Origin of the sequence: Streptomyces sp. NBC_01013 (assembly GCF_045162765.1) — a bacterium.
In the GTDB taxonomy this organism is placed as follows: domain Bacteria; phylum Actinomycetota; class Actinomycetes; order Streptomycetales; family Streptomycetaceae; genus Streptomyces.
Genome location: NZ_CP108687.1, coordinates 7,744,725 through 7,771,473 on the forward strand (window position 1 = coordinate 7,744,725; position 26,749 = coordinate 7,771,473).

A 26,749-nucleotide genomic window follows, 5' to 3' on the forward strand; every position below is an offset into this window, starting at 1 on the left:
GGATGGCTCAAGGTGCATGCAGCAACACACCCGCCGGGATAGAGCGGAAACAGGCGTGCATAACGTGGCGAAACGTCCGTCAGTGTTCGGACGCCCGCACAGTCGGACGTCCTGCGCCGCGTACCGGCACCGAACCGGGCCCCAACCGCGACCGAACCGGTGGCTCGCACGCTGGCACCGCATGTCCATGTGACCGACGGAGGTGGCGCGATGCGACTGGCGGAGCTCATCGAGCTGCGTCCGGTGCCGGCCGCCGGGCTGCTGGCCACGCTCACCAGGCGGTGCCCGCTGAGCTGTGCCCACTGCTCCACTTCGTCGGGGTCACGGGGTGAGGACACTCCGGCCGAGGCGCTGCGCCGCTTCGTCGGCGGCTTCACCTCAGGGGACCGTCCGGAGGTCCTCATGCTCACGGGCGGTGAACCGCTGCTGCGGCCCGCTCTCGTGGGTGAACTCGCGGTGCTGGCCGCGTCGGCCGGGACGCGGACGGCGGTGCTCAGTGGCATGTTCTTCGCGGCCGACGGGCGGATACCCGCTCGCATCATGCGCGCCCTTCGGCTCGTCGACCATTTCTCGGCGAGCATCGACATATTCCACGAACGCGAGGTACCGCGTGCGGCAGTTTTCCGCGCGGTGCACCTCATCATGGAAACCGGAATCGACGTGAGTTTTCACGTGGTGGGCGATTCGGTGGACGATCCGTATCTCGCGGACATCACCGCTTCCATTCGGTCCGAGTTCCGGGACCGGGCAGCCGTACTGGCCAATCACGTGCGGCCGGTGGGGCGGGCGGCGGGCTGGGCGGCCGCGCGGAACGTCTCGGCCGAAGGGGCCGAGGGGCCGCCGGTACCCTGCGCTGTGGCGGCCTGGCCGGTGGTGGCCTTCGACGGCACCGTCACGGCCTGCTGCAACCAGCGCGTGGTGGATGCCCGCCCCGTGCCGGAGCACCTGCGCCTGGGGGACATCGCCGTGGACGACTGGCCGCGGATACGGCGCCGCTGCCAGGAATCACCCGTGCTGCGTACCATCCGTACCGCCGGCGTGGCGTCCTGTGCGAACTGCCGCGGGCTGGCGCGGCGTCCCGAGGCACTGGCCGCGGCCGAACGGGCCGGGTCCCGCCCGGCGGCCGGCGCCATGGACGCGCTCGGCGCCCGGCTCCAACGCGATGCGGGGGCCTCCGCGTTGTTGCGGCGGTACGGAAGTGAGCGCTACGCGCCGCTCGTACTGCTCGGCGGGGACGAGGAGGGTCCCGGATGAGCCTGTCGGCCGGCGCGAGCCTGCGATTCGAACTGTCCCTGGTGCAACCCGTACTGCGGGCCGCGGCCGCCCGGATGTGGCGCTCCGACGCAGGGCTCCCCGGCCGATACCGGCACTACCTGCGCGCCATGCACCAGGTGATCCGCGCATCCGTCCCTCTGATGGAGCGGGCCGCCGCGCGATGCGAGGCGCTCCCGCGGGACCCGGTGGCACCGCCCCTCGCGCGGTACCTCCGGGCGCACGCCGAGCAGGAGCGGGGTCACGACGACTGGCTGCTCACCGACGCCGCCGCGACCGGGGCGGCGCCGGGCGAACTGGCCGGAGCCGCCCCGCCGGCCCACGTCGCCGCCCTGGTCGGAGCGCAGTACTACTGGATCGAGCACAGCCATCCGGTGGTCCTGCTCGGCTATATCGCGGTCCTGGAGGGCAACGCACCGGCGCCGGGCCTGGCCGGCCGACTGGCGAGTGAAACCGGTCTGCCGCAGGCCGCCTTCGAGACCCTACGCCTCCATGCGGACCTCGACGACGGGCACAGCGCGGACCTGGACCGTCTGATCGACCGCCTGCCGCTGGACCCCGCCCAGCGCTCACTCGTCGCCGTGAGCGCACTGCACACGATCGCCGCCCTCGCCGAGCTGTTCGACCGCATCGCCACGGCACCCCACGTATCGGAGAGCGCTCATGACTGACCACGCGCACGATCGCGACCGCCTCCGCACGCTGGAGGACGCCGGCTTCCCGCTGCACAGCCTTTCCCCCGAGCAGCGGGAGGTGCTCCAGGAACTCAGCTCCGAGGAACTGGCACTGCTGCTGAGCCTGAAGGAGCGGCTGGACGCGGCCGAGCCGGAGGTGCAGGCGCACAGCGAGATCGCCGGCGGGGCGCTGTTCTGATGACCGGGACCGTGCGGACGACCTGCCCTCGGTGTCCGGAGCCGCCTCCGGACGGTGCGGCGTTCTGCCCCCGGTGCGGAACCCCCTGCGTGGCCGCGACCGGTGCCGACGTGCCCGAAGAACGCCGGGTGGTGACGGTCGTCTTCTGCGACCTCGTCGGGTCCACGGCCCTGTCCGGACGACTCGACGCGGAGACCCTGCGTACGGTGACCCTCCGGTACTTCGCGCTGATGCGGGCCCGGATCGAGGAACACGGCGGCACGGTGGAGAAGTTCATCGGGGACGCCGTGATGGCGGTCTTCGGGGTTCCCGCACGCCACGAGGACGACGCCCGCCGGGCCCTGGCCGCCGCCCGGGGGATGGTCACCGGCCTCGACGGGCTCAACGCCGAGCTGGAACGGGAGCACGGGGTGCGGCTCGCCGTCCGCATCGGTGTGAACACGGGCGAGGTCGTGGTGAGCGTCGACCCCGCCGCCCGGCAGGCCCTGGTCTCCGGCGAAGTGGTCAACATCGGCGCACGCCTCGAGCAGCACGCCGGCCCGGGCGAGATCCTGATCGGTCCTGCCACGCTGCGCGCCGCCGGGCCCTCGGCGGTCACCGAGTCCGCCGGATCGCTGTCCCTCAAGGGCGTCGGTGCCCCCGTCCCCGCCCGTCGCCTGGTCGCACTGCACGAGGACGCCCCCGAAAGGGTCCGCCGCTTCGACACCCCGTTCATCGGGCGTGAGCAGGAGCTGGCCGAACTCCACCTGCTGCTGCGCAAACTGGCGGCCGACCCCCGTTCGTACCTGGTGACCGTCTACGGCGAGGCCGGTCTCGGCAAGACGCGCCTTCTGCGCGAGTGGCTGAGGGGCTGCCCGGCGTACGGAGCGGGCCGGTGCCGTCCGTACGGCGAGACCGGCACCCTCTCGCCGCTCGCCGAAGCGGTACGGCAGGTGCTCGCGGCCGTCGGAGGGGTGGCCGGGCTTGCGGGGCTGCCCGCCCACGAGCGGACGGAGGCGGAGCAGGCGCTGGGTCTGCTGCGGACGGGTCTGCTCGCGGACGGCACGCCCAGCCCCTCGGCCGACGACACACTCATGGCGCTGGCCTGCCTGCTGGACGGGCTGTCCCGTGAGCGGCCCGTGGTGCTCGTACTGGACGACTGCCACTGGGCGTCCGCGCCGCTGCTCGACATGGCGGACCGGCTGCTGGACGAACTCGACCGTTCCCCTGTCGCCCTGGTGTGCGCGGCGCGCCCGGAGCTGCTGGAGACCCACCCCGGCTGGGGCAGCGGCCGGATGCGTTCCGCGTCGCTCATGCTCACGCCGCTCACGCGGGAGGAGTCGCTCGCTCTGGCCGGTGAGCTGGTCGAGGTGGCAGCCCACCGGCAGGACGTGCTGGAGGGCTCCCTCGACCGTGCCGAGGGCAATCCGCTGTACCTGGAGCACCTGACGGCCATGGCAGCCGAATGCGATGACCTGCCCCTCACCGTGCACGCCCTGCTCGGCGCCCGTATCGACGCGCTGCCTGCCGAGGAGCGGTCCCTGCTGCAACTGGCCGCCGTCCTGGGACGCGAGTTCCGCCGTGGCGACCTGACCGAACTGGCCACCGCCGAGCGCTCCGGCCCGGCGGAGTCCGCCGCCGGTCTGCTGCGCGGCCTCATCCGGCGCCGGCTCATCGAGCCAGGGGGCCTCACGTCGGCCGCACGCTCCGAGCTCCGGTTCGGCAGCGCCCTGGTGCAGGAGACCGCCTACCGCGGGATGGCCAAGAAGGTACGTGCCCGGCGCCACGAGCACGCCGCCCGGGTCCTCGTCCGGCACGAGGCGGGCGACGCGGCCGTCGGCAACCATCTGGCCCGCGCCCACCGCCTGCTCACCGAACTGGGGGTGCGCGACGACGACACCGATGTGCTGCGTGCGCGTGCCGCGGGCCTGCTCACACGGGCCGGGACGGCCGCCCTGGCCCGTTCCGACCTGCAGTGGGCCGACGACCTCCTCACCCAGGCCATGGACCTGGCCGCCCCCGGCGAGCCGGCCGCCGCCGAGGCCGCCCGCCGCCTCGGTGAGACGAAGGTCGCCCTCGGCGAGCCGGTGCGTGGCCGGGAGCTGCTGGCGGGCGCCCTCGACACGGCGGACCGGTCCGGTGACCGACTGGGCGCCGCGCATGCGCGGCTCGCACTGACCGCCCTCGACCCCCGGCACGGGGCCGCGGCCGACGTGGCGGAGGAAGCCCTGGCGCTCTTCACGGTGGCGGGCGACGACCAGGGCATCGCCCGCGCCTGCGTCCGCATCGCCCAGGACCGTCAGCGGCGCGGCCGGCACGCCGAGGCCGAGGCCCTGCTGAGCCGGTCCCTGGACCACGCCGGTCGTGCCGACGCCGAACCCGAACGAGCCCTGGCGCTCGGCGCGGTCGGCATCTCCCTGTGGCGGGGGCCCACCCCGGTGGCCCGCGCAGTGGCCCGTTGCGAGGAACTGCTGACGGCCCACGGAGCGGGCCGGCCGACTGTCCGGGCCACCCTCGCCTGCCCGCTGGCCGTGCTCCTGGCCCTGCAGGGGCGCCACGACGAGGCGCACGAGCGGCTGGCCGAAGCGGCACGGCTCGCCGGCGGCCTCGGCTACGCCGAGAGCGCGCTGTTCGTCCCGCTGTTCGCCGCCGAGGTGGAAGCCCTGACAGGGACGCCCGAGCGCAGGCTCGCCCTGCTGGACGAGGCCGCCCGCGCAGGCCGTGAACTCGGCGCCACGGGCGCGCTGCCCGGTATCGACCGCGAGCGGGCCCGGATCCTGCTGGACCGGGGGGAGCCGGCCCAGGCGCTGGCCCTGCCGGACCCCCAGGGAGAGGGCCTGCCGCCGGCGGAGTCCGCCGACGCCGACGGACTGCGGGCCCGCGCCCTCGCACTCACCGGAGAGCCGGCCGCCGCCCGTGCCTGCGCGGACCGGGCGACCGCAGCGGCCGGCGACACGGACTCCCCGGTCGTCCGCGGCACCGCCGCCCTGGACCGCGCGCACACCCTGCGCACGCTGGCGCGGCACGGCGAGGCGGCACGGGAGGCACGCACAGCGCAACGGCACTTCGCCGCCAAGGGACACCGGCTCGGCGCGGACCGCGCGGCCGCCTTCGCCGACGACAGCACGGCCGCGGACCGGAGCACGGACCGCCCGGCCGGACAGGAAGGGGAGACCGTATGACCACCGGGACGGCAGGAGGGCTCACCTGGAGCCTGCGCGACCGTACTCCCGAGGACCTCACGATGCTCGCGGACACGGTGCCCGCCCTGTCCGCCGACCCGTCGACGTGGTCGGACGGTGAAGGAGTACGCGTCTGTGTGGTCGACACCGGCGTGGAGTGCGGTCACCCCTCGGTCGGGACCGTCGAGGGTTCCTACGAGGTGGCCCCGGCCCCCGACGGGACCCTGCACGTCGTCGACAGTGGTCCGCTGCCCGAGGGCTCCGGCGACGGCTGCGGGCACGGAACGGCGTGTGCCGGGATCGTCCGGCGCGTGGCGCCGGGCTGTTCCCTGTACAGCGTGCGGGTATTGGGCGAGGGCTTCACCGGGAGCGGCGACGCGCTGCTGACCGGTCTGCGCTGGGCCGTGGACCAGGGTTTCGACGTGGTCAACCTCAGCCTGTCCACGACCCGCCCGAAGTTCCTCGAAACCCTGCGGTCACTGGCCGACCAGGCCTTCTTCACCGGCACCACGCTGGTGGCATCGGCCCACAACACACCGGTGGAGAGCTTCCCCTGGCGGTTCTCCTCGGTCATCTCGGTCGGTACACACCGGGAGGACGACTCCGGGCTCTTCCTCTACAACCCCGCACCACCGGTGGAGTTCTTCGCACCCGGCCAGAACGTGCAGGTTGCCTGGACGGGCGGCAAAACCATCCGCACCACGGGAAACAGCTTCGCCACCCCGTTCATCAGCGGGATGTGCGCACGGCTGCTCGGCAGCCGTCCGAAGCTGACGCCCTTCCAGATCAAGCACGCGCTCTACCTCTCCGCCGCGAACGTACGAATCGGCGCACCAGGAACCCGAGGTGAATCATGAGCCAGTCCCACGGCCTCGTCCCCGCCACCGGCGTGGGCCCCGCGACACGGGCCGGCAGCGCCGAGCGCGATCTGCTGCAGTCCGTCGTCGAGACCGCGCGGGCCATCTTCGGCGCGGCGGCCAGCTCCGTCCTCCTGCACGACGAAGACGCCGACGAGCTGGTCTTCCAGGCGGTGGCCGGGGAGGGGGAGGAGTCCCTCGTGGGCTCCCGGTTCCCCGCCGGCCGGGGGCTGGCAGGCTGGGTGCTCGTCTCGGGGGAGCCGATGATCGCGGACGACCTGCGCAAGCAGGGCATGTTCGCCCGGGACGTCGCGAAGTCGACGGGGTACGTGCCGGACGCGCTGATGGCGGCGCCCCTCGCCCACCGCGACCGGGTTCTGGGGGTGCTCGAAGTGCTCGATCCCGTCGAGCAGTCCCGGTCGAGCCTTTCCGAACTCGACCTGCTCGCCCTCTTCGCCCGCCAGGCCGCCGCGGCACTCGCGGTGGTCACCGAGCGGCGGCGCGACGAGGCACCGGCGGAGATTCGACTGAAGAGCCTGGCGCTGGTGGACGCGCTGCGGGACGTGCTGCTCGACGGAATGCCGCCGCAGGCCCCGCGCGGCGGCTGAGGCGTCGGCGGGCGGCGTGCCGCCGACGCCACGGCGCCGGCGGGCCTGAGGCGAAGCCGAGTGGCTTCATGCGGCGGACGAGCATGAGCCGTTGGACCTCACCGCCGGCATGGAGCCGGAAGCCACCTGGGAGCGGGCGGAAGGAACGACGAGCTCCGTCTCCGTCATGGCGGATGGCGCGCAGTGACAGTCCGGTCCGCGCGGCGACCCGGCCGTCTGCGTGTTCTCGTCGTCCACGCCCCCTCGGTCTCCTCGTCGTGGCAGGAGGCATCCGCACGACGGCCCCGGCCTCTACTCCCGCGCCAGGTCGGAGATGGCGGCCGTGAGGGCGGCCTCGGTCACTGGGCGCTCCCTCGAGGTGCGGCGGGCAGCGAGTCGCCCGGTGCGGCGGCCGGCCCGGCGTCGGCCTCCCCGGGGGTGTCCCCGCGCGGGAGAGCGGTCCAGGCGTAGACGCCGGACAGGACGACGAGCGCGCCGGACATCGAGAACACGGTGTCGACGGGGCCGAACCGGACACCGGCGATGGAGCCCCCGACGTCTCGCAACGCGGAGCTGGCGAGCCAGCCGGACAGCACGGCGGAGAGCATCGACGCCAGCCGCGTCACCGGGTAGAACACGGAAACCACGCGGCCCCGGTACTCGGCAGGCGCGGCGTCGAGCAGGAGCGGTGCCATCGCCGTGTTCAGCATGGTGAGGGGAACGGTGAAGACGAAGAGCAGCACGACGCCTCCGACGAAACCGGTCTGCCGGGAGTAGGCGAACAGCAGGAGGCCGCTCACGATCAGGCCCGCCCAGGTGGTGCGGCTCGCCCCGATCCACTGCACCACACGCCCGGCGCACAGCGCGCCGACGATGCCGCCCAGCCCCATGGCCGTACCGATGTAGCCGTAGAGGTGGACGGGCATGTGGAGGTTGTCGGTCGCGAAGAAGACGTTGAGGGTGCTCAGGGCGCCGGTCCCGAACTGGCCGATGACGGCGAGCACGGTCAGCGCGACCAGGAATCTACTGCGCCGGTAGAAGCGGATACCTTCCGCGAACTCCCGCAGCAGGCTGCTGGGTTGGGCGGCAGATCCGCTGCCGGGCTTCTCGGGTCCGTCGGCTCGGCGGTCCGCCCCGATGGAGCGGATCACGACGTACGACACCGCGTACGACAGTGCGTTGAGGAGCAGCGCCCACTGGAGGCCGGCGGTGAAGAGCAGCGGCGCGGCAAGGGGTGGCCCGATGATCCAGGAGGTCTGGGCGGTGGCCTGGGCGATGCCGGCCGCCCGGGCACGGTCCGCTTCCCCGGTCACCAGATCACCGATGACCGAGAAGCGGGCCGGGGTGAAGAACTGGCTGGCCGCGTTGAGCGTCAGGACGGTCGCGTAGACGATCGCCAGCCAGACCCAGACCGGGAGGGCGTCGAGCGGCAGGAAGGACAGGGCGGTCAGCACGGCCACCAGGCCGCCGCGGACCACCTCGGTGCGGAGCATCGTGCGGCGCTTGGCCCAGCGGTCGACGAACACGCCCGCGAGCGGACCGATGATCAGGACGGAGACGCCCGTCGCCAGCAGGATGCCGCTGACCGCCATCGGGGCCCAGCTCTGGTCCTTCGCCAGCACGGTGGCCACCCACAGCACCAGGGTGGTGCTGAAGACGGCGTCCCCGACGGACGAGACCGCCTGCCCGAACCAGAGACGGGTGTAGTCGTGGTTGATGAGTACCAGACGTGGTGTCATGGCGTCCTCCCCGACGAGACGATCAGGGCCATCAGGGCGGTTACCAGGGTCGTGTGGTAGGCCTTGCTGAAGAATTCCCCTGCCGTGTCCGACCCCGTCGCCCTGAGCGCGGCCGACCGGCCGGGTATCGAGCCGTCGGACGACTGGGCCCGCACCAGGCACTCCACGGCTGCGGCTCCCGAAGGCGTGCGCAGCGGATCGGCGCCCAGGATGAACTCCGTGAGGAGGAGTTCCGCCGCCAGGTCCCACCGGTCGTGCGTGACGCAGTGGTTCAGCATGCGGCGCACCAGGCCCATCGCGTGCGCCGAGACGTCGCCGGTCAGTCCGGGGTCGGTCCGGCCGAAGTCGCTGAGATAGAAGGCGGTGTGCGTCAGGGCGTACGCCTGCGGGGCTTCGAGCGGCTCCGTGCGGTCAGGGTCCGGGGCCGGGCGTGCGACGAGCGGGCTGAGCGGGACGAGGTCGGCGTACGGCTCGATCCCGTGGCGGACACCGGCCTTGTCCGCGTAGTAGCGGATCTCGATGCGCTGGTACGCGGACTTCCCGTGCGGTGAGAGGAAGCCAGGGTTCAGCCGCATCGGCGTGCCGTCGGTCCCGGCGGGGGCGAGTGCCGTGTAGATCAGCCAGTACGAGGACGCGTGCCCGGGGTGGACGTCGAAGAGGTCCGGGAAGTCCGGACGCCGCCAGAGTGCCCGGATCAGGCCGGCAGCCCCCGTCAGCGAGTCGGGGACGCTGTCCAGGCGCGCCGCGCAGTGGCAGAGCAGCGCCAGTTCCAGTGCCGCCTTGGCCTTCGTGTGCGTTGCCGACGGGGCGCTCGACGAGTACGGGTCGAAGTGGTCCAGGCTTCCCGCCAGCCAGTCGAGCGCGCCGTCGGAGAGCCGGTCGAGTGGGGAGGTCACGGTCACAGGCGCCCCGTCTCGTCCAGGTGGTCGAGGAGCGCCGTGTCGACGGTGTCACGGAACTCCGCGAGTGCCCGTGCGCCCTCGTCGTAGCGGTAGAGATCCTCACAGGCGATCCAGCGGTCGTCGGCCTTCGCGCCGGACACGTATCCATCGGCGACCGTGCCGACTTCCCAGTCGGACTTGCCCGCGGTCTCCCAGCAGCTGGAGAGGGTTCCGTCCGCACTCACCACCGCCCCGTAGCGTCCGCCGGAGTGACCGCAGGTGGCGCAGGGCCGACGGGCACCGGGGCGGGTCACGGTGAAGCCGAGGCCGAGGGCACGGCGCTGCCACCGGACGAAGGCGGCCGAGAGCTCGCCCGTCTGCAGGTCGTTGGCGTAGCCGATGCCGACGTCGCCGACCCGGGCGAAGTACAGCGTGCACCGGGCGGGGTCGAGCGCGGCAGCGAGCCGGTCGATCAGGGCGTCGATCCCGTGGATGTTCTCCTGGGATACGTTGACCCGCAGGGTCCACCGGACCGGTGCGGCCTCGGAGGCCCCGACGATGTTGCCGATGATCGTGTCGAAGGTCCCGCCGCCGTCCGCCCTGCCGGTCCGGATCCGGTCGTGGTCGGGTCGGTCGCCGTCGAAGGTGACCTGGACGGAATCGAGTCCGAGTTCGGTGAGCTGCCGCGCCAGCCGCGGGGTGAGCAGCGTGGCGTTGGAGATCATCCAGGCGGACGTCTGCCCGATGTCCGCGGCGCGTTCCAGCAGTTCCAGACAGCCGCGCGGGTTGAGCAGGGGCTCCCCGCCGAAGAGGAGGATCCTCAGCCTCTCCAGTTCGGCGGCAGCCATCTGCCGTCGGGTGAAGTCGAGGACCGAGGTGATCGTCTGCGAGGTGAGCCGGCTCCGGGCGATCCGGGGCGGGCGCCCGCCGCCCGCCGGGTCCTGGGCGGTGTTCTGGAAGCAGTATCCGCAGCCCAGGTTGCAGTGGGTGCTGGTGAGGACGGTCAGCGCGTACGCACGGACCGGACTGGCGGCGAACAGGCCCTTCTCGTCCAGCCAGCGCTCCGTCTCGGGCAGCAGCGCCCCGTCGGCGGTGAGGTGCCGGGAGCCGAGGCGGGCGATGCCACCGGCACCGAGGAACCACCAGTTCCGCTTGCCTCGCAAGAGGCGCTCGCCCCCGGTACGGGTTACTTGGTCCAGGCTCATCGCACACTCCCCATCGCTGATGTGCCCGCTGTCGAAAGTCCGCGGGACCGGCCACCCGTGACGATCAGCATCGCCAGGGCCGTACCGAGGGTCGACTGGTAGGCACGCCGGAAGAACTCCACGGGCGTCGCGGTCGGCGCGGCACGCTCGGTCACACATTTGCCCGGTATCGCGCCGTCGGGCGACAGCGCATCCGCCAGCATCCGGATGCCGGCCCCTCCCGAAGGTGTACTCAGCGGATCGGCACCCAGGCAGTACTGGGCGAGCACGAGCTTCGCGGTGAAGTCCCACGCCCCCTGCCGTACGCAGTGCTCCGTGAGGCTTTCCACGACGTGCACCGCCCGTTTCCGCTCGCCATGGGTCAGCCCGGGATCCCGGAACCCGAAATCGCTGAGGTGGAAGACGGTGTGCGTGATCTCGCAGACGTCCAGCTCCGCCACCGGCAGCGCGGAGGCCCGAGCCAGCAGACTGCACGCGTACAGCTCCCGGTAGGAAGCCAACCGGTGTTCCACGCCCGCCAGATCGGCATAGAACCTGGTCTCCAGGTGGAGGTACGGAGACGCGCGGCGCGGGGCCAGAAATCCGTCGTCCTCCAGCCGGGCCGGCCCGATGCGGTGCGCGTCCGCAACGGCCCCGGCCGGTGCCAGTGCCGCGTACATCAGCTGGAACTGCCGCGCGTACCTCGGGTCGGCGGTGACCAGACGGGGAAAGTCAGCACGCCGCCAGGCGCGTTCCACCACCGAGGCCGGCACGAGGAGGTCGACGTCCGTCGGTGCGATCCTGCCCCAGACACGACAGAGCAGCGCGAGTTGCAGCAGCGCCTTCACATGCGGGGTCGTCGGCAGCTCGGCGTGGGCGGCCGGTGAACCGAGGTAGCCGGCGTGACGCCCCATCCATTGCCGTGTGCCCGCGGACAGACGTTTCGCGGCCTCCTCAAGGCCGGCTGATCGCGTACCCATGATCCTCCTTCGGTGTGGCGGAGGCCTGGGCCGTCCGCTCGACGATGTCGGCCGCACGGGCCGCGCCGTCCATCGCGGCCAGTCGGCCGGCGAGGGCGCGCGCACGGGTCCGCAGGCCCTCGTCCTCCCACACCGACTCCAGCGGCGCGGACGGCTCCTCGGACGGGGTGTTCGGGATGTGCGCCGCCACACCGGCCCGCAGGCAGGCCCCCGCCAGCAGTGGCTGCTCGGCGCCGTTGGGTGAGACCGCGAGGGGCCGGCCGCGCAGCAGGGCGCCCAGGGCCGGGGCAGAGGTGCAGTTGGTCAGCACCAGACCGGCCAGGTCGATGAGCGGACCCATCCACGGCTTGCGTACGAGGAGGAGATCGGCCTCCGGCGCGGGCTGCGGGTCCGTGGACCGGCCCTGCTCGACCACGGCCTGGAACCGGCCGCCGGTGAAGGCCGCGTTGAGCAGGGGCCACAGGCTCCTGCCCCCGAAGAAGCGCCCCAGGTGTACGTAGACGACGGGTTTGCCGGACCGTTCCAGGTGGTCCCTGACCCTCGCGACCTCGGCCAGGTCGGCGGCCGGTTCCCAGGCCAGCGGTCCCACATGGCGTACCCGCTCGGGCAGTTCGGCGCCCGGGTGCTCCAGCGCCGGGTCGCCGCGGAGCAGCAACGCGTCACCGAGCAGCGGGCTGTCCCCCCAGCGGGAGGCGCGTGCGGACTCACCCGCCTGCTCCCGCACCTCGGCGTACAGCCGCAGTCCTTCGCCGGTGCGGCTCTCGCGGGTCCTGCCCAGCTGCGGTTCCCCGTCTCCACCCGACCGGTAGTCCCACAGATGGACCGAGAGGCCGACCACCACGACGGGAATGTCCAGCACCTCGGCGGCGAGCAGGGCGCCGTTGCACAGGACGGAGGTGACCAGCAGATCGGCTCCTGTCTCCCGGACGGCACGCACGGTCGCCAGGTACTGCGCCTTGCCGGTCGTTCCCCACCAGGCGGCCGAGAACGCCCGCAGGCCCCCGTAGTCCTCCGCCGTCATGAAGGAGAGTCCGGCCTCGGCGGCCACGGGGGCGGCGCTCGACCGGCCCAGGACACTGACGCGGTGACCCCGGCGCGTCAGCTCGCGCCCCGCAGCGATCACCGGGTAGAGGTAGCCGCCGTCGCTGAGCGGGCAGAGCAGAATCCTCACGACGCCGCCCGGCCGGGACGGCCGCGGTCAGATGCCGTGGGGCCCGGCCGTCCGGTCAAGAGGGCGAGACACTCGGGGAGTTCGTGTACGCGGCCCTGCCGGACCGTGCGGGGGTGCCGGTGCGGTGCCGGAGTACGGGCGACGGAAGTCATTCGGCGCTCCCTCATGGCGTGGCCGGAGACGGGCGAGCCCGGTGCCGTGGCCTCGGGGCGGACGCAGGCGCGGGCTGCCCGGTTCGCGGCACGAAGCCGAGAGCCGAGTAGCCCGCCCAGTGCTCAGGACTCGATGAACCGGGTCAGAGTGCGCTGCTGCCGTTGACGATGCAGCCGGGCACCTCCGGCTCGAACCCGTCGTTCTCGCTGTGCGCGACGACCTCGGCCTCGGTGTCGTCCTGCTCCTGCTCCGGGTTCGTGTTCTCGGACATCCGGTCCTCCTTGATGGACGGCGACTGCTGCGCCGGCTGAGACAGAACGTACGAGCCCCCGGTATGGGAACGCCTGGACCCAGGTTCGGCGCCGGTACACGCTCGGAGCTCCGGGCGCGGGCTGGGCAACGCAGCCCGCCCGCCAGGCGGCAGCCAGGTCGCAGGCCGGACGCCCCGAGCGGAGATCGGAGCCGATCACGCCGGAGGTGGTGCCGTCCGCCGCCGGTTCGGCCTCGACATCCTTCCCGCCGGCCTCGGCGCCCGGGCCGAACTCCTGGGGGCGCTCAGGCTCGCGACGACGCTTGCGACGTCCTGAGGCCGTGCGCCGACGCGGGTACGGAAGCCGTGCCCGCCCCGAGGGGGAGGACAGCGAGGGCGCCGGGCCAGGGACAGCATGGGGAGCAGCTCCTACCCCGGGGTCCCGGCATCCCCCGTCTGGGAAAGCGGCCTCGCGATGTCCTCCAGGGAGCGCTGCTCGGCGTCGACCGCGAGGAAGGCGGCCACCACACCTGCCGCGCACATCAGCCCGGCGCCGATACAGAAGGCGAGGGCCGTATCGCCGGGGACGCCCGACTCGGTGAGATCCGCGAAGATGAGGGGGCCGCTGATCCCGCCGACCGCCGTACCGATCGCGTAGAAGAAGGCGATGGCCATGGCCCTCGTCTCCATCGGGAAGACCTCGGAGACGGTCAGGTAGGCGCTGCTCGCCCCGGCCGAGGCGAAGAACAGGACGACGCACCAGCAAGCGGTCAGGGTGTTGGCGTTGAGAGAACCCCGGTCGAAGAGCCAGGCCGTGATGAACAGCAGGATGCCCGGCACGATGTACGTGGCCGCGATCATGATGCGCCGCCCGATGGTGTCGAACAGCTTGCCCAGTACGAGTGGTCCGATGAAGTTGCCGGCCGCGATCACCGCGAAGTAGTAGCCGGTCTGGCCGGTCTGGACGTCGAAGAACGTGGTGAGGATCGCGCCGAAGCCGAAGGTGATCGCGTTGTAGAGGAAGGCCTGGCCGATGAACAGGGAGAGCCCGAGTACCGCACGCTTCGGATAGTTGCGGAAGACGGTCCTGGCGATGAGCCCGAAGCCGATGCTCTTGCGCTCGTGGATCCTGATCTCACCGGCCGGCGGCGGCAGCTTCTCGTGATGCTCTTCCTCGATCTCCCGCTCGACGGAACCGACGAGCTTGTCGGCTTCCTCGCCGTGTCCGTGGATGAACTGCCACCTCGGACTTTCCGGCACGTGCCGCCGTACGAGCAGGATCACGAGGCCCAGGACGACACCCAGGGCGAAGGTGAGCCGCCAGCCCAGGTCCTTGGGGAAGTAGTCCGTGTTCAGCATGACGATCGACAACAGCGCCCCGCCGACCGCTCCGAGCCAGTAGCTGCCGTTGATGATGAGATCGACCCGGCCCCGGTACTTCGAGGGGATCAGTTCGTCGATCGCCGAGTTGATGGCCGCGTACTCGCCACCGATGCCGAAACCGGTGAGGAAGCGGAAGAGGAAGAACCACCAGGCGCTGAAGGACAGGGCCGTCATCGCGGTCGCGGCGAGGTAGACCGCGAGCGTCACCATGAACAGCTTCTTGCGGCCGTACCGGTCGGTGAGCCAGCCGAAGAAGAGCGCCCCCGAGCAGGCCCCCGCCACGTAGAGGGCCGCGGCCATGCCGGTGACCTGTGCAGAGGTGATGGCCAGTCCCGAACCCTCCTCGGACAGCCGGCCCGCGATGTTGCCGACCGTCGTCACTTCGAGTCCGTCGAGGATCCACACCGTGCCGAGGCCGATGACGATCATCCAGTGCCAGCGCGACCACGGCAGTCGGTCCAGCCGCGCCGGTACGGCCGTAGTGATCACACCGAGACCGGAATCGCCCGGCGCGGTCGCGTCGTGCGGATCGCGGCCCCGGTCCTCGCCCCTCCGGCGCCGGCCGTGGCCCCCACCGACGCTGCCTCCGGGCTTCTCCGATGCGCCGCTGTCTGTCACAGCACGTGTCTCCTCGTCCGAGCGGGTGCACACTGCGTGACCGCAGTGCATCCAATATCGACCAGGTGCCCGGACGTCGCGGCCGCACACGCGACGAGGCTCGCCCACACGAGGTGCGGGCCTGCGGCAGACGGGCTCCGCCGGGGGCGTGCGCCCGCACGCCGCGAGGGAGCGGGGCGACGCTCGGCACGCAGGACTGCTGGTCGGCCCCCATAGGCAGGCGATGCGCTCCGCGCTCCGCCGGTCGAACCGGGTCCGGTCACCCCGTCCCTGGCCGTGCGACGGGGAGCCCGGCAGCCTCTGCGGCCCCGGCCAGAACCTCGCGCAGCATGGCCGGGGTGAGGCGGCCGGTGGACACGTTGCGCCGGCTGACGTGGTAACAGCCGAAGACCGTCAGCGCGCCCGTGGGTCCGTCCGCCGGCGACAACGTCGTCCGTACGCCGTGGCCGAACGAGGGACGCGGGCGCGGCAGGTCCCAGCCTGCCCGGGCCAGTGCCGGCAGGGCGGCCTGCCAGCCGAAACCGCCCAACACGACGACGGAGCGCACCGTCGGGCGCAGCAGCTGCAACTCGCGCGTCAGCCAGGGGCGGCAGGTGTCGCGCTCTCCGGTTGTGGGGTGATTGGCGGGCGGCGCGCAGTGTACGGGCGAGGTGACCCTGACCCCGTAGAGCTCCAGGCCGTCCTCCCGGTGCGTCGCGGTGGGCCGGGAGGCGAGACCCAATGCGTGCAGTGTCGCGAACAGCAGGTCGCCGGCCTGGTCACCGGTGAACATCCGGCCGGTCCGGTTCGCACCGTGCGCGGCGGGGGCCAGCCCTGTGATCAACATGGCCGCGTCGGCCGGCCCGAACCCGGGCACCGGGCGCCCCCAGTACTCCCAGTCGCGATAGGCGGCACGTTTGACGAGAGCGGCCTCCTCGCGCCAGGCGACGAGGCGCGGGCAGGCATGACATGCGACCACCCGCGTGTCGAGATCGGTCAGCGTGCGGGCGTCGGCGGCAGCCGAAACGGGGTATTCCTCGGGACGGCACATGAATGACCCCATTTCGCAGGCGTGGGCGGCGCCGGTCTGCCGCGTGGGGGAGGCTACGCCGGACGGGAGGCGGCGACACGGTCCGACTCGGCCACCGGGGGGCCGGGCGTTCGTACCTTCGCGGTCGCGGTGTGCGGCGACGCATGCCCCGTGGTCCTGGCCCTTGGCGTGTTGCGCTCATCCGCTTGCGCATGCGCATGCGCCTGCGTGGACACGGGGCCGGGCGGCAAGGGGAGGGCGGTACGGGCACCGGAGGCATCCGAAGGTAGGTGAATCGATTCACCGAGTGCGGTGAATCTAACGGCCCGCACATGCATCGTCAAGGCTTTCCGCCGGGCGATGTGCGCGTTACCCGATCGTGTCGTCGTCGAGGTCGAGGGCTGTCACTGCGGTCTCGCGCTCGCAGCCCAGCGGCGCATGACAACGTTCTCTCCGGCTCGGCGCCGGTTCTCCGCACCCGGCCCGCAACGCCCCCTTGACGTGTTCATGGAAGCGGGGCTAGCTTCCGGAAACTCCACTGAAACATTTCATGCCAGGCCCTCTTTTCGGTACAAGCACGGGAGAATGCCCATGACGCACCCCGAACCGGAGACGACCCCGGTACTCGCGCTGGAGGGGGTGAGCAAGTCCTTCGGTGCCGTCCGGGCGTTGCGCGACGTATCCCTGCGGTTGTACGCCGGAGAGGCCCACGCCCTTGCCGGCGAGAACGGCGCCGGAAAGTCGACCCTGATCAAGGCGCTCGCCGGTGTGCACCGCCCCGATACGGGCACGGTCCTGCTGGACGGCAAGCCCGTCGAGTTCCACGGCCCGGCCGATGCCCGCGATGCGGGTGTCGCCGTGATCTATCAGGAGCCGACGCTCTTCCCGGACCTGTCCGTCGCGGAGAACATCTTCGTGGGCCGCCGGCCGAGGCGCTCCCTCGGCCGGGTGGACCACCGTGCCATCACGCGGGCCGCGGCTGATCTGTTCGAGCGCCTCGGCGTCGCCCTCGGCCCCGACCAGCCGGCGCGTGGACTGTCGATCGCCGACCAGCAGTTGGTCGAGATCGCCAAGGCGCTCTCCTTCGACGCCCGCGTCCTGATCATGGACGAGCCGACCGCCGCGCTCACCGGCGCCGAGGTCGCCCGCCTGTTCGGCGTCGTCAGGGCACTGCGTGCGCAGGGGGCGGCAGTGCTGTTCATCTCGCACCGCCTGGAGGAGATCTTCGCTCTGTGCCGACGTGTCACCACCTTGCGCGACGGGGCCCTGATCTCCAGCGAGCCCCTCGACCAGCTGAGCGAGGACGACCTCGTACGGCGCATGGTCGGCCGCGACCTGGGGGAGCTGTACCCGAAGCAGGGCGCGGATATCGGCGAAGTTGCCCTCGACGTGCGTCGGTTGACCCGTGAAGGTGTCTTCACGGACGTCTCCTTCGACGTCCGACGCGGCGAGATCGTCGGGCTCGCGGGCCTGGTCGGAGCCGGCCGCAGCGAAGTGGCCCGCGCCGTGTTCGGCGTCGACCGGCCCGACGGGGGTGAAGTCGAAGTCCTCGGCCAGAAGCTGCGACCCGGGGCCCCGAGCGTGGCGATGGCCGCCGGCCTCGCCCTCGTACCCGAGGACCGCCGGGCCCAGGGCCTGGTGATGGACATGTCCATCGAGCGGAACATCGGCCTCACCGGCTTCGCCACGGCCACACGCGGCGGCCTGATGAATCGCGCCGCCGAACGAAGTCGCGCGGTGGACTGGGCGGTCAGACTCCAGGTCAAGTACGCCAGGCTCGCGGACGTCGTCGGCACGCTCTCCGGTGGCAATCAGCAAAAGGTGGTCCTTGCGAAGTGGCTGGCGACCTCCCCGCAGGTGCTGATCGTCGACGAGCCGACCCGCGGGATCGACGTCGGCACCAAGGCTGAAGTGCACCGGCTTCTGTCCTCGCTGGCCGCGGAGGGGGTCGCGGTGTTGATGATCTCCTCCGACCTACCGGAGATCCTCGGCATGGCCGACCGGGTGCTCGTGATGCACGAAGGAAGGCTGGCCGCCGAGATACCCCGGTCCGAGGCGACCGAGGAGACGGTGATGGCGGCGGCGACCGGCCGTGCCGGCCGAGGGAGGAGCGCGGCATGACCATGACCGCTGACCCGGTGCGGCCAAAACCCGCACCCGAGTCCGTCACCTCGCGACGACTCGTCGACACGGTGTTCAAGGCCCGCGAACTGGCCGTGGCCCTCGTTCTCGTCGTGATGCTCGGCGCGACCCAGCTCTCCAACTCCCAGTTCCTGTCCGAGCAGGGCATCAAGGACCTGCTGCTGAACGCGACCATTCTGGTCCTGGTCGCGGTCGGCCAGGCGGTGGTGGTGATCACCCGCAACGTGGACCTCTCGGTCGGCTCCGTCCTCGGGATCTCCGCCTTCGCTGCCGGGATCTACCTCCGGGACGGCGGGAACCCCCTGATCGCGCTTCTGCTCGCCGTCGGCCTCGGTGCGCTCTTCGGTGTTCTCAACGGAGCCCTGGTGAGCCTGGGCAAGGTCCCCGCACTCGTCGTCACCCTCGGAACGCTCTACATCGTCCGCGGCATCGACTCCATCTGGGTCGGCTCCCGTCAGATCACGGCCGACGCGCTGCCCGCCTCCTTCGTCGACTTCGGCCATGACGGAATCCGGGTACTTCCCTACCTCGCCCTGCTCGCCCTCGCCGTCCTGGCTGCTGTCGCCTACTACCTGCGCAGTTACCCCAGCGGACGCGACCTCTACGCCCTCGGCTCCAGCCCCGAAGCCGCCCGCCTCGCGGGCATTTCCGTCCGGGCCCGGATCATGACGGCCTACGTGCTCTGCGGTGCCCTCGCCGGACTCGCCGGAGCCCTCTACCTCGCCCGCTTCGGCAACGTCGACTCCGCCACCGGCAGCGGATACGAACTCACGGTGGTCAGCGCCGTCGTCGTCGGCGGCGTCGCCTTCACGGGAGGCTCCGGAACCGTGTACGGCGCCGCCCTCGGCGCCCTCCTGCTCACTTCCATCAACAGTGTGCTCCCGGCCATCGGCGTCAGCTCCGTCTGGGTCACCGCGATCAACGGCGTCCTGCTGCTGCTCGCCATCGCCGCCGACCGGGTCCTGGCCCTGCGGGTGGCCGCGGCGCTGCGCAAGAAGGCCGCACGGATGAGGAGCGCCCGCCATGCCTGACATCACCGAGCCGACGTCCCCCGCTGCTCAGCCACCGGCCCTCGCCCGCCTCGCGGGAGCGATCCGCTGGGACACCGCAGTCGGCGCTCTGCTGCTGACCCTCCTGATCTGTTCGTTCTCCTTCGTCGACAACTTCGGCAACGCGCTGAACCTCTCTTTCCTGATCGGCAACACCCTGCCGATCGCCCTGATCGCCCTGCCCATGACCATGCTGGTGGTCTGCGGAGAGGTCGACCTCTCCGTCGGCTCCACGGCCGGACTGTCCGGAGCGGTGATGGGCGCGCTGTGGAACGCCGGCATGACCATCGAGACGATCATCCCGCTGTGCCTGCTGCTCGGCGTGGTCTGCGGACTGATCAACGGACTGCTCGTCACCCGACTCGGACTGCCCTCGCTCGCCGTGACCATCGGCACCATGGCCGCCTACCGCGGCATCGCGCAGATCGTCCTCGGCTCCGACTCCGTCACCGACTTCCCCGCCCAGTACCTCGACTTCGGCGCAGGGCGCATCGGCGACACCTTCATCCCGTACGCGGTCATCCCCTTCACCGTGCTGCTGGCCGTGGCCGGCGTGGTGCTCCACGCCACACGGATCGGCCGCTCCCTGTTCGCCATCGGCGCCGGCGAGGAGACGGCCCGGTTCTCGGGCATTCGCGTCAAGCGGCTCAAGCTCTCCGTGTTCGTGACCACCGGCGTGATCTCCGCACTCGCCGGCGTCCTCTGGGCACTGCACTACGCGAGTGCCCGCTACGACAATGCCACCGGCCTCGAACTGGCCGTCATCGCCGCGGTGCTGCTGGGTGGCATCGACTTCGACGGAGGCAAGGGAACCCTGGGCGGAGCCGTCGCGGGCGTGCTGCTGCTGGGCACCCTGCAGAACGTCATGAGCCTGGTCAATGTGTCCGCCCAGTCCCAGATCGTGGTCACCGGTGTCCTGCTGGTGATCTCGGTCCTCGTTCCCCGCGTCGGCCGGCAGCTCGGCGGAGCCCGGGCCCGGAGGAGAACCTCCGCCGGGGCCTCGCCGCAGACCGACTCCTACTGACGCCCTGCCGTCACCCGGCCCGCCCACTCCCCACGCGGCATCACGTGGAGCCGCACCCACCCTGCGCCCCTTCCGTCACCGTCCGGGCATCCGCCCGCCAGCCCCTGCCGTCCCCGGCAGCGAAAGGAATTCGTCATGTTCGGCTCCACCGCCCGAAGCGTCCGGCCAACCGCAGCCCTCGCAGTCACCGCCGTCCTCGCCCTCGGCGCCACCGCCTGCTCGGGCACCACCAAGGACTCCGCGAACAAGGCGGCCGGCCCGGCCACCGCCACCGGCAAGGCCGACCCGGACAAGGCCACCAAGAAGGGCCTCACGGTCGCCTTCCTGCCCAAGCAGGTCAACAACCCCTACTTCACCACGTCGGACAACGGGGGTAAGAAGGCCCTGGGACAGCTCGGCTCCACGTACAAGGAGGTCGGTACCAGCAGCGGCACCGACACGTCCGGGCAGGTCTCGTACGTCAACACCCTCACCCAGCAGCGGGTCGACGCCATCGCCGTCTCCGCGCAGGACCCGGGCGCCCTGTGCACGTCGCTGAAGCAGGCGATGAAGAACGGCGTCAGCGTCGTCACGTACGACTCGGACACGCAGAGGGACTGCCGCCAGGTCTTCGTCTCCCAGGCCAGTGCCGAGGACCTCGGCCGCACCCAGATCCAGCTGCTGTCGAAGCAGATCGGGGGCAAGGGCGAGATCGCGATCCTCTCGGCGGCCCAGACGGCCACCAACCAGAACACCTGGATCGACTTCATGAAGGACGAGCTGAGGAAGCCCGCGTACAAGGACATCAAGCTCGTCAAGACCGCATACGGCGACGACGACGCCCAGAAGTCCTTCCAGCAAACGCAGGGCCTGCTTCAGGAACACCCCGACCTGAAGGGGATCGTCTCCCCGACCACCGTCGGCATCAAGGCGGCCGCCCAGTACCTGTCCGGCTCCAAGTACAAGGGCAAGGTCAGGCTGACCGGTCTCGGAACCCCGAACGACATGCGTGCCTACGTCAAGAACGGGACCGTCGAGTCCTTCGAGCTGTGGGACCCGGCCAAGCTCGGCGCCCTCGCCGCCCACACCGCCGTCGCGCTGGAATCCGGTCAGATCAGCGGCGCCGAGGGGGAGACCTTCGAGGCCGGCGGCCTGGGGTCCTTCACCATCGGCAAGGACGGTGTCGTCTCGCTCGGCAAGCCGACCGTCTTCGACGGGGCGAACATCGATCAGTTCAGGTTCTGAGTCCCACGAACACGGGAGGCGCCGCGTAGCGGCGAGGCTTCCATGGGTGCCGTCGGGGACCGGCCGGTCCCGCCCGGAACCGCACCGATCTCCTTATGGCCGGAATCCTGGGCGCCCTCCGGCGCGCGGCCACGCCCCCTCGTACCGAGCAGGCCTAGCGACCACCCTCCGCGTCGGACCGGACCTGCGGCAGGAGCCGTCGAAAGGCCACGGCCTGCATGCAGACCGCGGCCTTCCGGCGTCATCAGGCGCGGGCGTCCAGCAACTGCTCGGGCACGAACCCGGCCTTCGCGAGTCGCTGCCAGAGCTCGTCCGGGATCGGGAAGCGGGCGGCGGCCGCGTTCGCCTTCACCTCGGCCGCGGAGCGACAGCCGAGGACGACCGAGTCGACGGCCCGGTGCAGCAGAGGGAACTGGATCGCGGCGGCGTGGATCGGAACCTCGTACGCGTCGCACAGGGCCCGGCACTGCCGGGCCCGCTCCAGCACCTCCACAGGAGCCGGACGGTAATGGAACATGGAGCCGGGGGACGGGTCGGCCAGCAGGCCGGTGTTGAAGACACCGCCGACGACCACCGAGGTACCCGTCCTGGCGCACAGCGGCAGCAGGGCGGTGAGCGCCTCGTGATCGAGGAGGGTGAGGCGGCCCGCGATCAGTACGACGTCGACCTCGAACTCCGCCACGTACGAGGCGAGCGGCCCGCTGTGGTTCATCCCGAACCCGATGGATCTGATCAGACCTTCGTCGCGCAGCCGGCGCACCGCGGGATATGCCGTGCGCCGGATCTCGTCCGGGTAGTCGTCCGGGTCGTGCAGATACAGGATGTCGACGCAGGAGCGGCCCAGCCGGGTCAGGCTCGACTCCAGGGACTCCCGGATGCCGCGCTCCGTCCAGTCGGTGATCACCTCACCGGGGGAGCCGTCCGGCCGGGGGCGCAGCAGCCAGCCCGTCTTGGTGGAGACCACGGGGGCGGTGGCACCGGAGGGAGCCAGGAGACGGCCCAGGCGCTGCTCGGCGAGACCGTGCCCGTAGCGGGGCGCGGTGTCGAAGTACGTCATCCCGGCCTCGGTCGCCGCCTTGAGGGTCGAGGCGGCGTCCTCGTCGCTGACGGCCTCGAAGAGCCCGCCCAGCGGAGCCGTGCCCAGACCGAGACGGGGCAGGGTGAAGGGCAGCCGGTTCGCTGCCGGTCGGTCGGTCATGCCGTCTCCCACGGTGAGGCACAGACCGCCCGGCCCGCGCGCAGCGTCATGGTCAGGGTGAGCCGGATCCGCGAGTGCCCGGGAAGGCCGACGCGGCAGTACGGTCCGTCGACCGGATGCTCGGGGCCGTCGTCCACGCGGACGGTGCCGACGTGGTGCTCGGCGAAGGAACCTGCCTGCACCAGCAGGGAGCGTGCGGTGCCGCCGAGGTTGACCAGCTCCACCACCGTGTGGTCCGGGCGGATGTCCGAGACGAGCGCGGCAACGTCCGGCGGCAGGCCGGGACGGCGGGCATCCGCGTCGTGGTAGCGCACGTGCAGGTGGACGAGTCCGCCGTTGTACAGGACCTGCGGGGAACCGGTGGTCAGCTGCAACAGGGCTTCCGTCACCACGGGATTGAGGTGTTGCCAGTGGTGGATGTCCAGCGCATCCGGGCCGGTCGACGGATCGAGGGCGTCGCTCTCGATGGCCGCCACCCGCTCCGCGCAGCTGGCCAGGGCGCTGCGCAGGATCCGCTCGGGGTACTGCGGGTTCCGCCCCTGGAGGAACTCGTACCAGGGCTCCTCATGGCCTGCCTCGTCCTTGATGCGCTGGGTGTGCACGGCGGCCCAGTCCCACCGGGACGCGGAGCGCAGCCGCTCGATCCGGTCACGGTCGGCCTCGTCGCGGCTGAAGTGCCAGAGTGAGACGGGGAGTTGTCCGGGCATCACGGTGAAGTCGAACCACCCGGAGTCGTTGTGCCGCTGCGGGACCATGAGTGTGCGCTCCGCCGTCATCGCGCGCAGGTGCGGCTCCCAGCGTTCACCGAGCGTTCCCATCTCGCCGGCGCCGCGCTGTTCCGCGTGGGACAGTACGGCGTCGAGGGGGTTGCGGGCGAGGTCCAGGAAGCCCTGGTCCCCGGTGAGAAGGGTGGCGTTGGCCGCGCCGATGATGGCGGCACTGCCGACGGGGGACAGGCCGTGGGGCCAGGACCAACCGTAGTGGCCGCCGTACCAGCGGCCGTCCAGGTACTCGCCCACCACGCCGCTCAGGCCCGCGTTGTCGGGTACGACATCGCGCCCCGCGAGCCGCTCCTGCCACACGCCGACGTACTCGGCTACCCAGTCCGCGTAGCGCTGCTCACCGCTGAGGAGGAAGGCCTGGGCCGCGAGGCCGGTGGCGGCCAGGTTCGCGATCGTGTCGCCGCGCCCCATCCGGTCCCACATCGCACGGCCGTAGGCGCGCGCTCGGTCGGGTGATGCCGCCAGGTCGTCGAACGACGCGAGGTCGTCGACCCCGTCCAGTGGCATGCCGTACGGACGCAGGGCCAGGCTCCACGGGAAGTACGGCTCCTCGTCGCTGAAGCCGAAACGCGGCCCCTGCGACCCGTTGTGCGGAGCTCGCACGACCCGGTGCTCGGGGTCGTAGTTGGGACCGCCGGGAAGGTAGAAGTCGGCGAAACGGAGGGCGAGTTCGCGCAGCTCCTTGTCGTCCGGATCCGCGAGGCACAGGCCGTAGAAGAGCAGCAGGCCCTCGCCCTGGTGGAACCAGTCGTAGCCACGCTCCAGACCGTCGGTGAGCATGCCCATCTCGGTGAGTTGCGCGGTGACCCCGCCCCAGTGCCGCCGGGCGGCTGTCAGCAGGTCCGCACTGCCTCCGAGCAGATACAGCGTCGGCCAGTTGAAGAAGGGTTCGTAGAAGTCGTCCACGCCGTCCCGGCCGTCCAGCCCCCGCCCGAGCGTGTCGCGGAAGACGAGGCGGCCGTCCCCTTCCGTGTAGCGGTCGGCGAACAGCCGCCACGCCTCGTTCTGGACGGCGAACAACTGCCTCTCCAGAGCCGCCCACCGGGGGACATCGGTGCCGCTCCGGGTCGCGGTCAGTAGAGGTCCGTGGGCCTCGGCCCCTGTGTGTGTGCCGGTCCGCTCAGGCCTGAGCATCGAGAACACCTGCTCCCTCGTGACGTAAGTATTGAATAATCGCCCATCGATAGCCGATGGTTAGACTCACCGGCGGAGAGCCGACGTGTCAATACTCGGAAGCCGCCCCGCACGCCCCGAGAAGGAGCCCCGCCGTGATCGACTGCCACGTCCACCTGTGGGATCCCGCTCAGGGATTCCCGTGGATCAGGCCCGGGAGTGAACATCATCACGCCTTTGGCGAAGCGGAGTTGGAACAGGCAGGCGAGGGAATGGAGTTGAGTGGCGCGGTGCTGGTCGAGGCGTCGCGCGGTGACGTCGGCGAGACACGGGCCCTGCGCGAACTGCGCTTGCGCCGCCCGGACCTGATCGCCGGGTACGTGGCCAATCTGCACGTCCACGGGGAGGACGGGCCGGACGTGTTCCGGGCTCTCCTGGACGAGTGGGGCGGCTCGCGCCCTCACGGGATGCGGATCGGCGGAACCTCGTGGACGGCCACGCCCGCGCCGGCCCGCGCTCTCGTCCCCGTACTCGCCGAAACGGGTCTGGCGCTCGATCTCAACCTGCACCGGGGGGCGTTGACGGCGGCGGCCCACATCGGGCAAAGGCACCCCGGGCTGGCCGTCGTCGTGGATCACCTGGGTAATCCTCCGGACCCCCGCACGCCGGCGGCGGGGGAGTGGTATCGCGATGTCGAGAGCGCCGCGGCCCGTCCGAACGTGGTGGTGAAGGTCTCCGGGCTGCTCACCCAGCAGTACGGGACCCCGCAGCGGCGCATCGCACACATGGTGAGACATGTGGTGGACACGCTCGGCCCGGACCGCTGCCTCGTCGGCTCCGACTGGCCGATCTGCCTGCCCCGCGGCTCGCGTGCCGACTCGCTCGCGGCGTCCCGGGCGGGACTGGAGCACCTGACGGCCGGCCAGCGCGAACGCGTTCTGCACTCGACCGCGGTCCGTGTGTACGGACTCGGACGTGACCGCCCTCGTGGTTGACAGTGCTCGAACGCCCCTGCTTCGATTCCCTCGATGATCGATAGGCGATGATCAGCGACCGACTCCACCTCGCCGAGAGTCGGTCCCGACCTCCGCGGAGATGCTCATGGCACAATTCGACTTTCCCCTGGACGAACTGGAGCGCTATCGCCCGGCTCTCCCCGAGCCGGATGACTTCGACGCCTTCTGGCGGGAGACGCTTGCGCAGCAGGAGGGCTTCGGCCTCGCCGCCAGGTTCGAGCCCGTACCCAACGGACTCGTCACGATCGACACCTTCGACGTGACCTTCGCCGGATACGGCGGCCACCCCGTGCGCGGCTGGTTCCACCTGCCGGTGACCCGCACCGGACCACTGCCGGTCGTGGTCGAGTACCTGGGCTACGGCACCGGCCGGGGGGCGCCGCACGAAGTGCGGCTGTGGGCGGACGCGGGCTACGCGCACTTCGTCATGGACACCCGCGGGCAGGGCGCGGAGACTCCCGACCCCGACCCGGCGACGGGCGACATCGCGTCCCCGGGCTTCCTCACCCGCGGCGTGCTCGATCCGCGACGCTACTACTACCGGCGCCTGTACACCGACGCGGTGCGTGCCGTAGCCGCCGTGCGCACCCACCCGGACGTCGATGCGACCCGCGTCGTGGTCACCGGCACCAGCCAGGGAGGAGGCATCGCGCTGGCCGCAGCGGGACTCGTCCCCGACCTCGTGGCCGTCATGCCGGACGTGCCGTTCCTGTGCCACTTCCCGCGCGCGACGACGATCACCGACATGCCGCCGTACGACGAGGTCACCAGGTTCGTGAAGCGGCACCGGGAGCACGCGGGCACGGTGACCCGCACCATGTCCTACTTCGACGGTGCCACTCTGGCCCGGCGGGCGAATGCGCCGACGCTGTTCTCGGTCGCGCTGATGGACCGCATCTGCCCGCCGTCCACGGTGTACGCGGCGTTCAACCACTACGGCGGCCGACAGGATGAGGCTCGGTCCGACAAGCAGATACGGGTCTATCCGTTTAATGACCACGAAGGCGGCGGGCCCGCTCATGAGGTAGTCAAATTGAAGTGGCTGGCCGATCAGCTGCAAACCGCGGTGTGACTCCACCGAGA

22 protein-coding genes and 1 pseudogene are annotated in these 26,749 nt (G+C 71.4%); 12 read left to right on the plus strand and 11 right to left on the minus strand.

The features are described from left to right. Nucleotides 1-210 precede the first annotated feature (210 nt). The 6 genes from OG538_RS33605 to OG538_RS33630 all read left to right on the plus strand — a co-directional run bounded on the left by OG538_RS33605 (nucleotide 211) and on the right by OG538_RS33630 (nucleotide 6,771). On the plus strand, nucleotides 211-1,254 hold the full coding sequence (locus OG538_RS33605) for a radical SAM protein (RefSeq protein WP_406099325.1): 1,044 nt from the start codon (nucleotides 211-213) through the stop codon (nucleotides 1,252-1,254). Then, on the plus strand, nucleotides 1,251-1,943 hold the full coding sequence (locus OG538_RS33610) for an iron-containing redox enzyme family protein (protein ID WP_406099326.1): 693 nt from the start codon (nucleotides 1,251-1,253) through the stop codon (nucleotides 1,941-1,943). Before OG538_RS33605 ends, OG538_RS33610 begins: the two co-directional genes overlap by 4 nt. Next, a complete protein-coding gene (locus OG538_RS33615; RefSeq protein ID WP_406099328.1) occupies nucleotides 1,936-2,145 on the plus strand; it encodes an aroma-sacti cluster domain-containing protein in 210 nt (69 codons plus the stop codon). The genes OG538_RS33610 and OG538_RS33615 overlap by 8 nt, the downstream gene beginning before the upstream one ends. Nucleotides 2,146-2,234: 89 nt before the next feature. Continuing rightward, complete coding sequence (locus OG538_RS33620; protein WP_406099329.1) at nucleotides 2,235-5,306, plus strand: AAA family ATPase; 3,072 nt, start codon at nucleotides 2,235-2,237, stop codon at nucleotides 5,304-5,306. Beyond that, entirely contained in the window at nucleotides 5,303-6,163 is an 861-nt protein-coding gene (locus OG538_RS33625) for a S8 family peptidase (protein ID WP_406099331.1), read from the plus strand. The genes OG538_RS33620 and OG538_RS33625 overlap by 4 nt, the downstream gene beginning before the upstream one ends. Further along, entirely contained in the window at nucleotides 6,160-6,771 is a 612-nt protein-coding gene (locus OG538_RS33630; protein WP_406099333.1) for a GAF domain-containing protein, read from the plus strand. Before OG538_RS33625 ends, OG538_RS33630 begins: the two co-directional genes overlap by 4 nt. 52 nt (nucleotides 6,772-6,823) lie before the next feature. Here the strand turns inward: OG538_RS33630 and OG538_RS33635 are convergent. The 9 genes and pseudogenes from OG538_RS33635 to OG538_RS33675 all read right to left on the minus strand — a co-directional run. Then, nucleotides 6,824-7,042 (minus strand): annotated as a pseudogene (locus OG538_RS33635) (MerR family transcriptional regulator); the annotation flags it as partial. 67 nt (nucleotides 7,043-7,109) lie between these two features. Further along, nucleotides 7,110-8,489 carry an MFS transporter gene (locus OG538_RS33640; protein WP_406099335.1) on the minus strand — a complete coding sequence of 460 codons (1,380 nt, stop codon included), beginning with the start codon at nucleotides 8,487-8,489 and terminating at the stop codon, nucleotides 7,110-7,112. After that, on the minus strand, nucleotides 8,486-9,385 hold the full coding sequence (locus OG538_RS33645; RefSeq protein ID WP_406099337.1) for a DUF6895 family protein: 900 nt from the start codon (nucleotides 9,383-9,385) through the stop codon (nucleotides 8,486-8,488). Before OG538_RS33645 ends, OG538_RS33640 begins: the two co-directional genes overlap by 4 nt. A gap of 2 nt (nucleotides 9,386-9,387) precedes the next feature. After that, the gene (locus tag OG538_RS33650) at nucleotides 9,388-10,575 is read right to left on the minus strand and encodes a radical SAM protein (RefSeq protein ID WP_406099338.1); all 1,188 of its coding nucleotides are present in this window, start codon (nucleotides 10,573-10,575) and stop codon (nucleotides 9,388-9,390) included. After that, nucleotides 10,572-11,534, minus strand: a complete 963-nt coding sequence (locus OG538_RS33655; RefSeq protein ID WP_406099339.1) for a DUF6895 family protein — start codon at nucleotides 11,532-11,534, stop codon at nucleotides 10,572-10,574. The genes OG538_RS33650 and OG538_RS33655 overlap by 4 nt, the downstream gene beginning before the upstream one ends. Beyond that, entirely contained in the window at nucleotides 11,509-12,705 is a 1,197-nt protein-coding gene (locus OG538_RS33660) for a glycosyltransferase (RefSeq protein WP_406099340.1), read from the minus strand. Before OG538_RS33660 ends, OG538_RS33655 begins: the two co-directional genes overlap by 26 nt. 295 nt (nucleotides 12,706-13,000) lie before the next feature. Then, entirely contained in the window at nucleotides 13,001-13,129 is a 129-nt protein-coding gene (locus tag OG538_RS33665) for a hypothetical protein (protein WP_406099341.1), read from the minus strand. A gap of 408 nt (nucleotides 13,130-13,537) precedes the next feature. Next, on the minus strand, nucleotides 13,538-14,920 hold the full coding sequence (locus OG538_RS33670; RefSeq protein WP_406100410.1) for an MFS transporter: 1,383 nt from the start codon (nucleotides 14,918-14,920) through the stop codon (nucleotides 13,538-13,540). A 448-nt stretch (nucleotides 14,921-15,368) separates the two neighbouring features. Beyond that, nucleotides 15,369-16,139 (minus strand): uracil-DNA glycosylase, encoded by a 771-nt coding sequence (locus OG538_RS33675; protein ID WP_406099343.1) that lies wholly within the window; start codon nucleotides 16,137-16,139, stop codon nucleotides 15,369-15,371. A gap of 570 nt (nucleotides 16,140-16,709) precedes the next feature. On the opposite strand from OG538_RS33675, the gene OG538_RS33680 reads away from it, so the two are divergent. The 4 genes from OG538_RS33680 to rhaS all read left to right on the plus strand — a co-directional run bounded on the left by OG538_RS33680 (nucleotide 16,710) and on the right by rhaS (nucleotide 21,557). Next, on the plus strand, nucleotides 16,710-18,239 hold the full coding sequence (locus tag OG538_RS33680; protein ID WP_406099344.1) for a sugar ABC transporter ATP-binding protein: 1,530 nt from the start codon (nucleotides 16,710-16,712) through the stop codon (nucleotides 18,237-18,239). After that, nucleotides 18,236-19,291: an ABC transporter permease gene (locus OG538_RS33685; protein ID WP_406099345.1), complete on the plus strand. Its 1,056-nt coding sequence runs from the start codon at nucleotides 18,236-18,238 to the stop codon at nucleotides 19,289-19,291. The genes OG538_RS33680 and OG538_RS33685 overlap by 4 nt, the downstream gene beginning before the upstream one ends. Continuing rightward, nucleotides 19,284-20,333 carry an ABC transporter permease gene (locus tag OG538_RS33690; protein WP_406099347.1) on the plus strand — a complete coding sequence of 350 codons (1,050 nt, stop codon included), beginning with the start codon at nucleotides 19,284-19,286 and terminating at the stop codon, nucleotides 20,331-20,333. Before OG538_RS33685 ends, OG538_RS33690 begins: the two co-directional genes overlap by 8 nt. 135 nt (nucleotides 20,334-20,468) lie before the next feature. Continuing rightward, nucleotides 20,469-21,557: a rhamnose ABC transporter substrate-binding protein gene (gene rhaS, locus OG538_RS33695; RefSeq protein WP_406099348.1), complete on the plus strand. Its 1,089-nt coding sequence runs from the start codon at nucleotides 20,469-20,471 to the stop codon at nucleotides 21,555-21,557. 244 nt (nucleotides 21,558-21,801) lie between these two features. Here rhaS and OG538_RS33700 read toward each other — a convergent pair whose 3' ends face one another. Both OG538_RS33700 and OG538_RS33705 read right to left on the minus strand, forming a co-directional pair. After that, nucleotides 21,802-22,755, minus strand: coding sequence for an aldo/keto reductase (locus OG538_RS33700; RefSeq protein WP_406099349.1), 954 nt, complete (start codon nucleotides 22,753-22,755; stop codon nucleotides 21,802-21,804). Continuing rightward, the gene (locus OG538_RS33705) at nucleotides 22,752-24,671 is read right to left on the minus strand and encodes a hypothetical protein (RefSeq protein ID WP_406099350.1); all 1,920 of its coding nucleotides are present in this window, start codon (nucleotides 24,669-24,671) and stop codon (nucleotides 22,752-22,754) included. Before OG538_RS33705 ends, OG538_RS33700 begins: the two co-directional genes overlap by 4 nt. 56 nt (nucleotides 24,672-24,727) lie before the next feature. On the opposite strand from OG538_RS33705, the gene OG538_RS33710 reads away from it, so the two are divergent. Together OG538_RS33710 and OG538_RS33715 are read left to right on the plus strand one after the other, a co-directional pair. Continuing rightward, nucleotides 24,728-25,645 (plus strand): amidohydrolase family protein, encoded by a 918-nt coding sequence (locus OG538_RS33710; protein WP_406099352.1) that lies wholly within the window; start codon nucleotides 24,728-24,730, stop codon nucleotides 25,643-25,645. 106 nt (nucleotides 25,646-25,751) lie between these two features. Then, the gene (locus tag OG538_RS33715; protein ID WP_406099353.1) at nucleotides 25,752-26,738 is read left to right on the plus strand and encodes an acetylxylan esterase; all 987 of its coding nucleotides are present in this window, start codon (nucleotides 25,752-25,754) and stop codon (nucleotides 26,736-26,738) included. Nucleotides 26,739-26,749 lie beyond the last annotated feature (11 nt).